Genomic DNA, 13973 nt, shown 5'->3' with positions numbered 1-13973 from the left:
GCCAAGGACGAAATAGGGCCGCGACACTGCTGCATCGATGCAAAGTCACTAGCACTTATGGATCACGATCCTGATCATCTTTTGGTTGGCTGCTTGCCCTATCAGGGCTCGGGTAACCCCTATCAAGATCTCTTAGCCGAGTCTGTAGAGAAAACTGGGGTTAAGGTCGAAAACCTACCGCGAGGTATGAAACCTCTGATCAAGCTTGCCTTTGGTCGTTCGCCAAGCGTTATTCACGTTCATTGGCTGGATGATTATCTATTTCGCAAGAGTCTCGTTTCGACCGTGTTGAAGTCACTACTAACAGGATTCTGCTTTCTCCTGCTTAAGCTGCGGGGGAGACGATTCGTCTGGACGCTTCACAATTTGCATAACCATGAGAACGCCTATCCGAAAGTAGAGCGTTGGTTCATGCGTTTTTTTTTGCGTCTGGTCGATGGAGTTATTTCGCATTGCGAGTACGCTAAAGGTGCGCTAGCAGAGAAGTATGGCGTGAGATTACTTGAAAAGACATTCGTCATTCCACACGGCAACTATCCAAGCAGTGTAGTTGCTCCGAATCAAAGGCATCAGATTCGAGATGAGTTGGGTCTTGATTCGACAAGCGTACTTTTCCTTTTTGTTGGGCAAGTCCGACCCTATAAAGGAATACTCGGTCTCATTGACCAATTCAAAGAGCTGGAAGATTCGCGTGCGAGACTGATGATTGTTGGAAAAGTAAGGAATGAAGCCCATGCGGAAGTGATTGATTCCCGAATTGAACGAGACGGTAGAATTCAATTTCATCCTGGGCGGGTGGAGCAGGCAAGGCTTGATGAGTACCTCTGTGCAGCCGATGTATTCGTTGCTCCGTTCACAGAGGTTTTGACGTCGGGCAGTGTGATTTTAGCTATTTCTAATGGTTTACCTTGCATCGTGCCGTCGCTAGGCTGCCTGCCTGAAACCCTTCAGACACAACCAGAGTTAGTCTACCAAAGCGACCTGCCAGATGATTTAGGACAGAAGTTGCAGTATGCGATTGACCATTCTGAGGACTTAGCTGCGATTGGCGAGAGCAACTATCGCTACGCAAGAGATTCGCTAGGATGGGAAGCTATTGGGCAAAAGACGGCAGCCCTTTACCGCTCGTCTCCAATCCCAAACACCTGACCGATTTCGCACCGTCGGACGGAAGAACCCACGGCTGCAAAGTATGGCGTCCACAGGACAATCCAGGCTCCAGGATCAGTGCGCTCCCTCGCGACTAGCGTTGGCTTGCTCAATGGCTTGTTGCACGAGCGTGTTCATTTTTCTTCTGTCAGCTAGAGCAAGCGAGCGCTTCTTGAGTATTGAGAAATATGCCTGCTGAAGGCGTGAATTTCCTTTCGAGAGCAATCGCGTAGCTCGTGAAACCTGACGGTCAGTGAATTCTGGTTTATAGAGCATGATGCGTTTGCCAGCAGCGATCTTGTAAGCGTAACCGTGAGATTCGGCAATAAATCGAACAGCTTCTTCGGAGTAGAAGAATACGTGCCTCCCTGTCATCAGGTTAAGATATTGCCAGGAATCATCCTGTCCCGAGAAAATCTCTGTAGAAGCGATGTAGAGTTTCGGTTGTTCAGACAGTGAATTCGCAATTTCTCCTGCTGGGTTGGGTAGGTGTTCCCAAACCTCGAAAGCAGTGACCACATCGAACGTGCCCTCAACACCGTCTGCCTCAAAGCCGTTGGCGTAATTGTTTGTAGCCAGCGGATCGCGATAGTAGGCGTCGATTCCGACGTCTCTGAGAAGTCGTACAAGCAATCCGTCTCCGGCACCCCAGTCGAGTAATTTGGCAGTGGAGTCTAATTGGAATGCACGATAGATCATGAACAGCAGACGTTGCCAGGCTACCGCTCGGGATGCTGCATTGACGTCAAGGTGTCTGCGATTGTCACCGTAGGACTCGTCAAGCCAGTAAGGAGTTTCCGTTTGAAGCGACCTGCACTCATTGCACCGGAAGAACCCAATTTCATACTTTCCCAGGATAGTCTTTTTGAATTGCAGTTCCGTAGAACTCTTGCAGAGACGGCAGGAGGTAGACATAGAGATCTCTTGTTTTGATTTGCGATTCTGGAGTTCTTCGAGACTCTGCTTGCTTTCTAGTAGTGCTATTAGGATAGGTGCTTCCGTACTTCTAACCGTTGAAAAAGACGGCAGCCGGCAATAGCTAGTCGCGAGCAGTGTTGACTATTCTTATTCTAGCTTACCTAACGAACTCACATCACCATTGTTTGTAAGTTGCTTGGCGATCGTCACCTGTTCTTCCTCAGAGAAAAGTTTCATGTACTTCTCCAACCCATAGTCCTTGATGCTCTGTTCTGTCGAAGCTTTCCATTTCTCATAAGGCAAGACCGTTTGAGTTGCTCCACTTTGCCCAGTGCTATTTACTGGGGCTTCGAGTACTTTTGCTTCGGGCAAGCCGAGCCAACGCCATACAGTTTCAAGATAGCTGTCTGGCTGCTCGCAGAATTCGTGATAATTCAGCACCAGATGGTGCGGGTGTGCTTCTTGCTGGAGCGTGCGATTCAAGTCGTTATTCCAAGTCGTCACACACGAATCGATCGTAGGAAAAGCAGCTCGCCAGGCATGATAGTCTTTCTTAACAGCCTCCCAAATTGAGGCAACGGTCGCCCTGCCATCACGGATGACATGGACAAAAAGAGCATCTGGAACGTGTTTCTGGATCAGATCGATATACCGCAGGTGAGTAGGAGACTTCTCGATCCAACCAAGTGTCCCTTCCCGTCTTGAGATCGCGTCAAACTGACGAATAGCATAATCGATTCTTGGTCCGATGGCTCTTGTTGCCGGGAATTGCCACTCGCGGAATTCGGGAGAGTCGATGTGTTGGCCGATTTCCAGTAGACGCCTTTGATAAGCAGCCTTCGTGCTGCGTCCATAACCGAATTTTGATAAAAGACCTATAACCGTATCTGCGAAACTCTCCCTCGGCGAGCGGCACTTTGCAAGTCCAGCACGCAGTCGCTGCATACCGACAAGTTGTGGCATTAGCTGCGTTTCCGGAAAAGTGCTTAGTCCGCCATGCGCCGACAACCGCGACTGGACCAAAGTTGTGCCGCTGCGGGGACAACCCACGACAAAGACGCGTACTGGTTTCATTCGATTTAGGCTTTGCGAGGGATGAGAGAGTAATGCGTGATCGTGATAGGGGATGACTTCCTTGCGAGGAGGCTAGGAATAGGCAAGTCAAATGGATCAAAACTCGGTCGTTTTCTTGAGTTTTCCATCACGCAATTCGCGAAATAGCTGCAAGAGATCGAGTATGCTCTTGCGCGTACTCGGGTAGATGAGGACAAACGCAGAGACGGCAGTCAGGCAGGAACCAGTAATCACCAGCAGCCTCATACCCGGTTCTAGGTCTGCAGTAAGTTCTTGGCAATACCATGCCAATGGGGCGACGAGAGTCGAGACGACAATAGGGTCAGCAAACAGTCGGTAGATGTCTCTCGCCTGAACTGGTCCACGTCTGCAGGTATACCACACATTGCAGGGGAAAATGATTAGACATGAAGTCGCGGAATAGGCAATAGCGACACCTAAGGGTCCCCACCGATTGCCAACTAAGAAGCTAAGAACAATGATTGGCCCAGCAAAAAGAATCCATCGCAGGCTATCGGCAGTTCGGCCTTGAGAAACCAGGAGCCACCCTAGGGTCGATCCGATCGATTGCGAGATCGCGACCAGTGATAATACGCGAAGTATTGGGGCGACATCGGACCAACCGTCGCCCAGCACTGCATCAACGATCGACTCGGATACGGCAAACGTAAAGGCAGCAATTGGCATCGTTACCAAAGATAGTTTGCTGACAACGTTTACGTACAGGTTCTTGTAGCGGGTTGGTTCGTCAACGAGTCGGCTTAAGGTGGAGACCATAAGGCCCGATAACGGAACGCTAATGCTTCTCGTAGGCAAAAGAAATAGTTTGTAAGCCCGTTCGTAGTAGCCTAGTGGCTCTTCTCCCCATGACTTTCCGATGATTAAGTTGTCTGCATTTCTTACGAAATAATTCATGAAGTTGAAGCCGGTAAGATTGGCACCGAAGACCACCAAGCTTCGCGTTCCGCTCCTCTTGACAGGAAAGCTTGGCCTCCAATGACAGAATCGCCAGAGGGCAAGCATGCGAAACAAACTCATTGCGACGGGGATGACAACTAAAGCCCAGTAGTCCCATGGCTGGCCACGCCAGATAGCTGCACAGGAGATGCCAATAATCTGTGCACCGATGAAGGATCCGAGATCCAAGACGGCTAGTGATCTAAAGTCCATGCTTCTTTTGAGCATCGCTTGGTGTTGTATGCTCAGCCCACTTATCAGAAAAGTAATCGACAAAACGAGCATAATGGACGTCAATCGGGGCTCTTCGTAGAACCAGCTAACAAAGGGTGCGAGTATTGCGCTGGCCACCGCAACACATGCTCCTAGCAAGGCAGATATCCAGAATAAGTTTGTCGCTTGCTGTGTTGTCAACGACTTGCTCTGGATCGTGGCGGCTGACAGACCCGCATCCACGAACATCGCGGCGAAGTTGGTAAAGAAACCAACCATCGCCACTAAGCCAAAGTCTTCTGCCTGGAGTAAACGGGCAAGAATCGGGATAGTCGCGAAGCCAACAAAGATTCGTACACACTGAGCCACACCGGTAACAACACCTCCGCGGACCGTTTTGCCCTTGAGGTCTTTGCGAAGCTGGTCGCTCGAGAAGTAGTCGATCGGTTGTTTCAAAGTGTCAGGCTCTTTTTGGCCGTGGCGCTCGTGACGCGATTTCTTGCCGTTGGTCCTTGCGGAAGTGCAAGGCATTAGAAGTGTCGCAGGCTCGGCGACTTGGTAATTGAATGAATTAAAGGCCCATAAAAGCTCCAAGGCCTTGCTCGGCGAAACCGGCAAGGCCTGGAACTATTAGAATCACTAGATTGTCAGGCCGCAATCAATAAACGACCTCGAAGCCACCGTTCACGCCATTGACGAAGATATTCTGCGTTCCGGCGTCGTCGCGGAAGCCCATATCCGGTAGACGGTAGCGGACGTGCTGCGAAGCCCGTCGGATGTTGTCAACGAAGGTGCCCGTGTATCCGAGCTTCAAAGCGAGTGCCTTGGTCACTTGGTAGCTGGCATTAGCACGGATTTCGACCAATGGGGCGAAGTCCTCTTCTTGACGACCGTGGTTGGAAACCGTAGGTGGGAAATACAAAGGATGATTGTGCTGCCCAGGAATCAGGTCTTCGCCAAGAGCTGCCGTTTGATCCATGTTCTGAATGTTGTAACCAAACATGAAACGGCCATTGAAATCGAACAGGAAGCGACCCCGCTGGCTCTTATAGGCTAAGGCGATTTGCGGTCCCACGATGTTGTTGACGATCGAGGTGTCCCAGAAGCTGTCGCCCAAGACCCCGCCCTGGCCATCGACGCGAAAGTTATCGTCGAGTTGGAAGAACCTTACACCGTAGCCCATTTGCAGGAAGCTATTCTGCTTTGTGGCCATTTTATGGCGGTTGTCGAGCACGTGGGTTCGCATCAGCTCGACACCGTCAATTCGCGTGCGATTGCGGATTTGGATAGACTGCCAAGATGTTGGGAGTTCCACGAGGTCGCCAAAGTCGTGCGGAAGACCACCACCAATCACGTTGGGGACCTCACCCGGATCGCCACCTTCGAGACCATCTGGACCGAATTGCCCGTCGCGGTCGATGTCGTCAGCGAGTCCATCACCATCGAGGACACCATCTCCGTTGCTATCGGCTTCAAGGCTGCCGCCGGGGACTCCTCCGGTCGCGCCAGTGCGGACATCAATGAAGCCCGACATAAAGGGGATGGTGGTTGTCAGAGGGCCACCACCTGGGGCAGCCCCAGGCAGAACAACGGTCAGCCCCGGGTCTTCAAAAGCGATGGGTACCGACCCAAGAGGACTTAGGAGTTGGTTATTGGGGTTATTTGGGATACCGCTCGGGAGTCCCAAGGCACCACCGTTCGTATTGTCTTGAGGAGTGAACCCGAACCCAAAGTTCTGGGCGGAGATGCTGTCAAAACCATCCAAGACACCCACCAGCCAACCAGCGTTGCCGTGAAAGTATCCACCTTCATAACGATGGCCGTAACCGACGCTTGCCCGCGGTGCGGCATTCATGATTCCGTTCGGGCGTAGGGGAGCTGGGATGATAAACTCGTCGCCAGGGACGAAGATTTCGTCACTATCGGGGTCCGTAGGATCAGAAAGCACGATGATTCCTCCCGAGTCGAAAACTCGGAAAGCATTAAGCGATCCAGCGGCTGTTCCACCTTGCAGTCCAAGCGGATGCCGTTCTCCGGTAGTCACCCAGGCGATGCGATCGTAGTTGAAGAAGAACCCGCAGTCCTTGCGAATAGGACGACAATCGAAGTCGAAGTCGACCGGCGCGAAGTACTGCGAATCGAAGTCGTTGCAGCAGATATTGCAGAACGGATCTTCCACCTGTGCCTGGGCAACACTTCCGCACAGGAGCAACAAGCAGGCAACGGTAAACTTTGTCATTCGAGCAGTCATAGGATTCTCAGCTTCCCCTCGTGGACGCAACTGGTGGAACCGGCTGCGAAACGTTAGTCAGCTCCCGTCCTCCAAGTGAGAACAGGATCGTCTGTGCCGGTAGTATCGTCCTCTCTGGAAGCACCGGTTGAGGAAACGTGGTAAACTCTAACGGAAATAACGGTTTTTCTGGCCGTGAGGTGCTAGCGTTGGCCTCCGCTTGCAAGCCGGGCTAATCCGCAAGCGGCGGGTGGTGATTTGTTTCAGCCTTTTGCCAGCGGTATACTTCCCCAAGTTCCCGAATCCCTGTTTCTGACTGCTCCCAAAGGCCTTTAATGATGGCTTCGAATCGTTTTTCGAACTTGCTAGCACGCGGTGCTGCGCTGCTTATCGCGTTTTCGTTCGCGGTCTTGGCAAGGAAATCAACAGCGCAGCCGGCAGTGCTCGAACGCCCGCAGGCAAACCAAGCGAACGAGGCCGAAGCCGATTCTCCGGGTTCGACGTGGCTTCGAATCGATGAAGACAAACAGGGTAAGCCGCTAGCACTTCAGACAGCGATCGTCCGCTACGTGCCAGAGGCCGAGAAGGCCAGGGTCACCCGCGGCGGAACTCCCTCGCGGTATGTCGATCTGGTCAGTGCTATTCATATCGGAGACAAGGCTTACTACGACACACTCAACTCTCGTTTCGAGAAATACGAGGCCGTGCTCTACGAACTCGTAGCGGACAAAGGGACGAAGGTTCCCAAGGGACGCGGCACCTCAAACACCAATCCATTGGGCGCTCTACAAAACGGTATGGGCAGCCTGCTGGAACTTGAGCATCAACTAGAGCAGATTGATTACACGAAGAAGAACTTCATCCACGCGGACCTCTCGCCGGAGGAACTGTGGCAGACAATGCGTGACCGCGATGAGAGCTTGCTCAAGATGTACATGGACATGCTCAAGGCGGCGGAAGCCCAGCGGGTGAAGAAGCAGAAGGCGAAAGCCAAGAAGGGGGAAGGAGACTTTACGAGTAAGTTGCTCGAGATCGCCTCTAATGCCCTGCCCGCCGGACTGCAGGTATCTGAGGCTGAGGTGGATATTGTGAAGGCCTTCATGTCGGACGATCGTGCTCGCGGACTGAAAGTGGCTCTCGCGAAGCAGTTTCTCGACGTCGAGGCGATCACGGCGGTTCTTTCTGGCCCTGACGGTTCGACGCTGATCAGCGGACGCAACAAGCGGGCTCTCGACGTGCTCGAAACTCAACTCGCGGCTGGCAAGGAGAAGCTTGCGATTTTCTACGGTGCAGGCCACTATCCTGACATGCACGAGCGGCTCGAGAAGCGTTTCAAACTTGTGCCAGTGAGCGTCGAGTGGGTCGATACCTGGGACTTACGCGAGAAGTGAGGCTCGCCAAGCCAAATCGTAGAACGGGCACTCCTGCCCGTTAATGCACTGATACGACGCGAGTTCAAGCGACGGCCAGGAGTGGCCGTCCTACGAAAGGCTCCTCGTCACAGCCTTTTCCGCTGGCATTGAAATTGGTATACTAACGCGATTAGAGACACCAGCATCACAGCAATAGGGAGACCCTTCTCATGGCTAAGCCAGGCCGCAAAGTGAAAAAAGCTAACCACGGCAAGCGCCCCGCGTGCAGCCGTCCTCGCAAGAACCGCCGTCAGAAGATCAAGACCTGATCAGTAACTGTGTGCCACTGGCTCCGCCAGTGTTGTCGAGTTTACCCGTCTTATCGTGCCGGATTCCCGGGAGAACCACTGGTAGAGCCAGTGGCACCCCGGCTTTACAGAAGTTCGCTCCTTCTCAGAGCTTTTCGTTTTGCCCATTCGTGATGTCATTCTCGACCCTGCGGAGATCGACTACGACACGGTCGTGGCGGACATCAACGAGATTCGCTCGCACAATCCACAGCGTTACTTGATGGAGCAGCTCACGGCAATCGTCTACGACGACCCGGAAGCAAACATCTGTGCGGGGTATCGCGACCTGACGCCCGAGGAGTTCTGGGTACCCGGCCACATGCCAGGGATGCCGCTGATGCCGGGTGTGGTGATGTGCGAAGCCGCGGCGCAAGTATGCTCGTTCCACACGCAGCGGCACGATCTGTTAGGAGCCGTGATGGTCGGCTTTGGCGGGCTCGACAAAGTAAGATTCCGCGGGCTGGTTCGTCCGGGTGATCGCTTACTGGTCATGTGCGAGAAGCTGAAACTACGTCGCGGGCGGATGATCACATGTCGCTTTCAGTGCTTCGTCGGCACGGACCTCAAGTGCGACGGCGAACTGAGCGGCATTCCGCTGCCGGTGGACAATATGTAGAGGATGCTGCGTGGACAATAGCCGGAATGCGTTAGCATCCGGTTCCTCAGGGCACCCGGGGGCTAACGCCCTGCGGCCGCCCTGCGGCTGATTCGAGAGAAGTATTAACCCATGGGCCGACGTGCTCTCAAAAAACTCCCTCCCGGGCTCGACACGTCGCGGCACTTCACGACCGTTGAGCAGTTGCCGACCCCCTGGAATCCCGCGGAGCTGTTTGTCGTCGAACAGCCGCTCGAGGTAGAAGTCGGCAGCGGGAAGGGCCTGTTCCTGCAATCCGCGGCGGCGGATCATCCTGAGCGGAATTTCCTCGGCGTCGAAGTCCGTCGGAAGTACGCGGAGTACATTGCCGGAAAGCTCGCCCAGCGAGAACTGGACAACGCCCTTTCCGTCCACGGCGATGGGCTGCGGATGTTTCGCGAATGTATCCCTGAGGCCTCACTTGCCGCGGTGCATGTCTACTTCCCCGACCCCTGGTGGAAGGCACGTCACCGAAAGCGCCGGGTGCTGAACGAACCGTTCCTAAACGATGTCGTCCGCACGCTGCAAACTGGGGGACGATTGCATTTTTGGACAGATGTTGAAGAGTACTTCGTCAGCACCTTGGAACTGATCGCTGAGAAGATCGACTTAGAAGGGCCAATCGAAGTAGCAGAAAAAAAACCCGAACACGACATGGACTACCGCACGCACTTCGAGCGACGGAAACGGCAGGATGACAAGCCGATTTTTCGGGCTGAGTTTGTGAAAAGTTAGCCGCCGACCTTGGTCAGCGCGGGGCTCGTACTCCTTACTAGCGCCGACCAAGGTCGGCGGCTAATCCCCTGGAGAACTCTCAAGTCGCAGCCGCTTCGTAAGTCCGCCCTGCTTCGCAGCCGCCCTGCTCTTCTTGGTTGAGGGCGATGTTGTAGAGCTTCTGGCCCCAGGGCGTGGGGTACTCGCCGGTAACGCACGCTCGGCAGAGGCTGTCGGCGGGTTTCTCGATGGCATTGGCGATCGACTCGACTGGGAGGAAACGCAGCGAGTCGGCCCCGAGTTCCGTGGCCATTCTGGCGAACATCGTTTCTTCATCTTCGCCTTCAGCGACGCTACTATTGCCGCGGGCGAAAAAGGGCGGTGCGAAGAGTTCGCCGATCGTGGACATGTCGATGCCGTAGAAGCAGGGGGCGGTGATCGGTGGGCAGGCGACGCGGACGTGGATTTCTTTGGCGCGGCCCACGTCGCGAATTTTTGAAATCAGCACCCGCATGGTCGTTGAGCGAACAATTGAGTCTTCGACCAGCAGAACACGCTTCCCTTCGAGGACTTCGGGCAGCGGCGTGTACTTGGAGGCGGCTTTCGCTTTACGGTTCGCGCCCCCTTCGATGAATGTGCGGCCCGAGTAGCGATTGCGGATGAGTCCTTCGATGCTCGGGACGCCCAGCTTGAAGGCCATCGCATCCGCGGCGGCTTTGCTTGTGTCAGGTACGGGGACGACGATCGTGTCTTCGTCTCGAGGGACATCTTCCAGTGCGGCGAGTTCTTCCCCCAACGCTTTCCGAGAGAGATAAACGCTTCGCTCGTCCATCGTACTAGCGACGTTCGCGAAGTAGATCCACTCGAAGAAGCAATGTGCCCGGCGGGGATTGTCACTGAATCGCTCGATGCTGATTTCGTTGTTGCTGACAATGATTGCCGTGCCGGGTTCCAGGGACTTGATCGATTCTGCTTGGAAGCCGAGATTCAGCAGGGCGACGCTCTCACTTGCGGCGGCTAGCAGCGGGCCTTCGATGGCGTAGCACATCGGTTTCACGCCGAGCGGGTCGCGAGCGATGAGCATCTCGCCGAGCGCGTTGAGCATCGCCAGGCTGTAAGCCCCGTCGAAGCGGGTCGCCAAGTGCCGCATCACATCAATCAGCGGCATGCGACGATCGCCGGAGAGTTCCCGGCTGATCTCGTGCATGATGATCTCGGTGTCCGTCGTGCGGGCCAGATGGTGATTGTCTTCTGCGAGCAGCTTTTCGCGCAAATGGGCGTAGTTGGCGAGCTGACCATTGAAGGCGAAGCTGAACCACTTGTGTTTCTGGAGGTGATGTCGCTCGAACGGCTGGGCGTAGCTGGCGTCTTCTTTGCCGCAGGTAGCGTAGCGAACATGGCCAATGGCGGCACAGCCGGCATATTCCCGCATCAGGGCTTCGCACTTGCCGCGATGGTTCAAGCGGAAAGCCTCGCTAACGGTACCCAGCTTGCGATAGGTATCGATCAGTTGCTGACGGACGGGGTTGTAGCTAGTCATCCCCGCTGAAAGCTGCCCGCGATTTTGGATGTCGAGCAGCATCCGCGGCATCAAACGCGAGATTTCCTCTGGCCCTTGCGAGGGGCAAAGGTCGCTGACGGCAGCTCCCTCAACGTTGCTACGAAGATGATAGATCGCGGCAACGCCACATTCGTGGTGCAATTCGCTCATGCGGGAGAGTCAAACCGAGGCCAGGCGGGAAGAAAACGTCCTTGAGCGCTCAATTCTATTCCGCGCGGGTGCATCCCTCAACGGGCCAGCAGTATTTCGCCGCTGAGCTTGCTCCGCGTAGGTCCTTGAGCGCGGAGCAAGCTCAGCGGCGAAATGAGCTAGTTTGACGGTTTTGGAGCTGGCGCGAGAAATTCCAAGAGGTCTCTGAAATCTTGTACTGACAAGGTCTTTTCAAGCCCCGCCGGCATGATGGAGATCTCTGAGGGCTCGCGCATTTCGATTTCTTCATTCCGTAAGCGAAAGATTTTCCCGTTGGCGTCGCTGTAGTTCCACGCACCGCCATCGCCCCCTTGCGGCATCTTGAGGCCGAGATGCGTCTTGCCGTCGTCGGTGGAGAGCACCCACGGGACGTAACGGGGGGCGATTTCTTGGCTGGGCTGCAGGATTGAAGCGAGAATCTTCTCGCGGCTCGTGGAAGTCGAGAGTCGAGTCAGGTCAGGCCCTACCCTGGCTCCGCGGCCGCCATGCTGATGACAGGCGGCACACTGGGGGCCAACTTTGCTGAAGAAAAGTCGCCGCCCCGAATCAGCGTCGCCTGGGGATGCGTCGAGAAGTTCACTCCAAGCCGTCAGATCGTCCGCTGGCGGTTTCGCGTCTGTGCCGCTTGCCGGTTTCGCCGTCAACCCGGCTAGTCTGAGAGTACGCGCAGCTTCGCTCGCAACGTTTCGATCAGAGTCTGCAGCAAGCTTCTGAAGTAACTCTTCGTGCCTCTTGGCCGACCCCGAAAGGCCAACGATCGCTTCGCAGCGCAACTTGCTATCGCTGTTCGTGTCGCTAGCGATCTCGGAAAGCTTGACGAAGCGATAGCCTGCTTCTTGTTGGGCGAGCGTACGCACCGCTTCGGTCCGCACTTCCGCGTGGGGCGAGTCGAGCAGCTTCGCGAGCGTATTGGGATTGAGGTATTCGTGATTGGGCGAGAGCAGACGGAGTGCCAGGGCATGAATCGCGGGTGGTCGGTTGGTGTTCTTGAGTTCGCTGACCAACACCCGATCCGCCACGGCTTTATCATGCGGCCCGCCGTTACCATCGAGCCAATCGACGGCGGCAAGTACGGCTAGATAGTAACGCTCGGTGGGAAGTTCACCTTCGAGAAGTTTGGCGACTTCGTCGCGGAGTTCGGTGATTTTCTCGTCGGCGATCCAGCGGACGGCGTAGAGCCGGACATCGGGGGAGGCGTCGCCAAGCGCTCTCTTTAACAAGGCGAGCGGTTTTGCCTCGGGATAACCCCAACGATACTGTGCGAGGAAACCAAGACGCTCTTCTGCAAGCGTGTATTCGGAAAACACCACTGCCAGCGAATTGTCTTGATCGTTTGGCTCCGCCGGAAGGTAGTTGCTGGAGTAGTGAGCTAGGTGTCGTGTGAAGGGATCGTCAGAAGTGACCTCCAGTTCGGGAGCGAGGAAGTCGCCGAAAGTTTCCTCCTCTCCCTCTTTCACAGAGGGAAGCTTCAGACGCCAGATCCGACCTTTGCCGTGGACCGGGTAACTTCGGCTGACCCAATCAGCGAAGTACAGGTGCCCGTCGGGACCGACCGCCATGCCGGTAGGGCGGAAGTCGGCGTCTCCTTGGATGACGATCTCCTGAGTAGCCGTGAACGACATTCCCTTCTGCTGAATCCGATACCTTTCGATGCGGTGGTCACCCCAGCTTGTGACCCAGAGGTAACCACGGTGAGGGATGATCGCCGTCGGAGCTTCGCCGGTGCCGCACATCATTGGCAGCGTGCCAGGGAGTTCTCCATCCCAAGCCTGCAGAGGATGGAGGCCGGCACGACCGTATTCCCAGCGGTGTCCGTAATCGCCTTCGGGAACGACGTTGATCAGCCGGCACGGCGGGCTTGCGTCGGGGTCGTTGTCGACGGTGAAGATGAAGGGAATCTGCCTAGGTAGATCGTTGATGACGCAAATGCTAAAGGGATTCCAAAAACCTGCAGCTAGCCTGCCCAGTTCACTGCCGTCGGGGAGACATTCATAGATGACGCCGACGCCGCCCTCCCCTGAGTCGCGACTTCCGTCGCTGCCAACGAGTGTGTAATCACCGCCGAAGTTTTCACCCAACCCAATCAATAGGGCCTCATCGAGTCCGAATAAGGCAATCCCACTCAACCCATTGTGCGGATACTGCGCTTCGGTTTCCAACGTTAGTACGTTCTTCGTTTCATCCGCTTTGCCATCGAGATCGGTGTCACGAATCCTTGTTACTTCGCGGCGAGTCACGACGTATAGCCACTCACCAGTGGCCATGGTATTCATGGCTTGCTGGAATCCTTCCGCAAATACGGTTGGCTTCTCAAAAGAGCCGTCGCCATCCTTGTCGGCGAACATCAGGATGCGGTCGCCCTTCGGTCCTTCGTAATCGTCGGGACGTTGGTGCGTGTGTGACTCGATGACGAACATGCGGCCTTGGTCGTCGAAGGTCATGCCGACGGGAGTGACGATTTCTGGCTCTTTGGCGATTTGCTCAAGCTCGAAGCCTTCGAGAAGGACGCGCGGGGGGGCGGCGAGGCTTGAAGCGTTTAATGAAAGGATTCCAGCAAGGATCGATGCAATGAGAAATGGCAGTCGCATTTGGGAGCTCGTACTGTGAGTGAGTCGTTGAGAGCAGCACAAGA

10 protein-coding genes are annotated in these 13973 nt (G+C 55.0%); 4 read left to right on the top strand and 6 right to left on the bottom strand.

Translation table 11 applies throughout. From position 1 onward, the window contains the following. Positions 1 to 93 precede the first annotated feature (93 nt). Positions 94 to 1149 carry a glycosyltransferase family 4 protein gene (locus RIB44_09000; GenBank protein MEQ8616717.1) on the top strand — a complete coding sequence of 352 codons (1056 nt, stop codon included), beginning with the start codon at positions 94 to 96 and terminating at the stop codon, positions 1147 to 1149. A 75-nt stretch (positions 1150 to 1224) separates the two neighbouring features. Here RIB44_09000 and RIB44_08995 read toward each other — a convergent pair whose 3' ends face one another. From RIB44_08995 to RIB44_08980, 4 genes are all read right to left on the bottom strand, one after another. Then, the gene (locus tag RIB44_08995; GenBank protein ID MEQ8616716.1) at positions 1225 to 2064 is read right to left on the bottom strand and encodes a class I SAM-dependent methyltransferase; all 840 of its coding nucleotides are present in this window, start codon (positions 2062 to 2064) and stop codon (positions 1225 to 1227) included. A 150-nt stretch (positions 2065 to 2214) separates the two neighbouring features. Continuing rightward, positions 2215 to 3141: a sulfotransferase gene (locus RIB44_08990; protein ID MEQ8616715.1), complete on the bottom strand. Its 927-nt coding sequence runs from the start codon at positions 3139 to 3141 to the stop codon at positions 2215 to 2217. 96 nt (positions 3142 to 3237) lie between these two features. Beyond that, positions 3238 to 4842 carry a lipopolysaccharide biosynthesis protein gene (locus RIB44_08985; GenBank protein ID MEQ8616714.1) on the bottom strand — a complete coding sequence of 535 codons (1605 nt, stop codon included), beginning with the start codon at positions 4840 to 4842 and terminating at the stop codon, positions 3238 to 3240. A gap of 127 nt (positions 4843 to 4969) precedes the next feature. Beyond that, positions 4970 to 6550 (bottom strand): BBP7 family outer membrane beta-barrel protein, encoded by a 1581-nt coding sequence (locus RIB44_08980; GenBank protein MEQ8616713.1) that lies wholly within the window; start codon positions 6548 to 6550, stop codon positions 4970 to 4972. Positions 6551 to 6879: 329 nt separating this feature from the next. Between RIB44_08980 and RIB44_08975 the strand changes: the two genes are divergently transcribed. From RIB44_08975 to trmB, 3 genes are all read left to right on the top strand, one after another. Beyond that, complete coding sequence (locus RIB44_08975) at positions 6880 to 7932, top strand: hypothetical protein (protein MEQ8616712.1); 1053 nt, start codon at positions 6880 to 6882, stop codon at positions 7930 to 7932. Between the two features lie 429 nt (positions 7933 to 8361). Continuing rightward, positions 8362 to 8859: a 3-hydroxyacyl-ACP dehydratase FabZ family protein gene (locus RIB44_08970; protein ID MEQ8616711.1), complete on the top strand. Its 498-nt coding sequence runs from the start codon at positions 8362 to 8364 to the stop codon at positions 8857 to 8859. 111 nt (positions 8860 to 8970) lie between these two features. After that, positions 8971 to 9612 (top strand): tRNA (guanosine(46)-N7)-methyltransferase TrmB, encoded by a 642-nt coding sequence (trmB, locus tag RIB44_08965; GenBank protein ID MEQ8616710.1) that lies wholly within the window; start codon positions 8971 to 8973, stop codon positions 9610 to 9612. Positions 9613 to 9691: 79 nt separating this feature from the next. Here the strand turns inward: trmB and RIB44_08960 are convergent, their stop codons facing one another. Together RIB44_08960 and RIB44_08955 are read right to left on the bottom strand one after the other, a co-directional pair. Further along, positions 9692 to 11302, bottom strand: coding sequence for an amidophosphoribosyltransferase (locus tag RIB44_08960; protein MEQ8616709.1), 1611 nt, complete (start codon positions 11300 to 11302; stop codon positions 9692 to 9694). Positions 11303 to 11460: 158 nt separating this feature from the next. Continuing rightward, positions 11461 to 13929 (bottom strand): c-type cytochrome, encoded by a 2469-nt coding sequence (locus tag RIB44_08955; GenBank protein MEQ8616708.1) that lies wholly within the window; start codon positions 13927 to 13929, stop codon positions 11461 to 11463. Positions 13930 to 13973: the final 44 nt, after the last annotated feature.

It is taken from the genome of Lacipirellulaceae bacterium, assembly GCA_040218535.1.
Classification (GTDB): Bacteria; Planctomycetota; Planctomycetia; order Pirellulales; family Lacipirellulaceae; genus Adhaeretor.
This window is presented reverse-complemented; position numbering and strand designations above follow the sequence as displayed.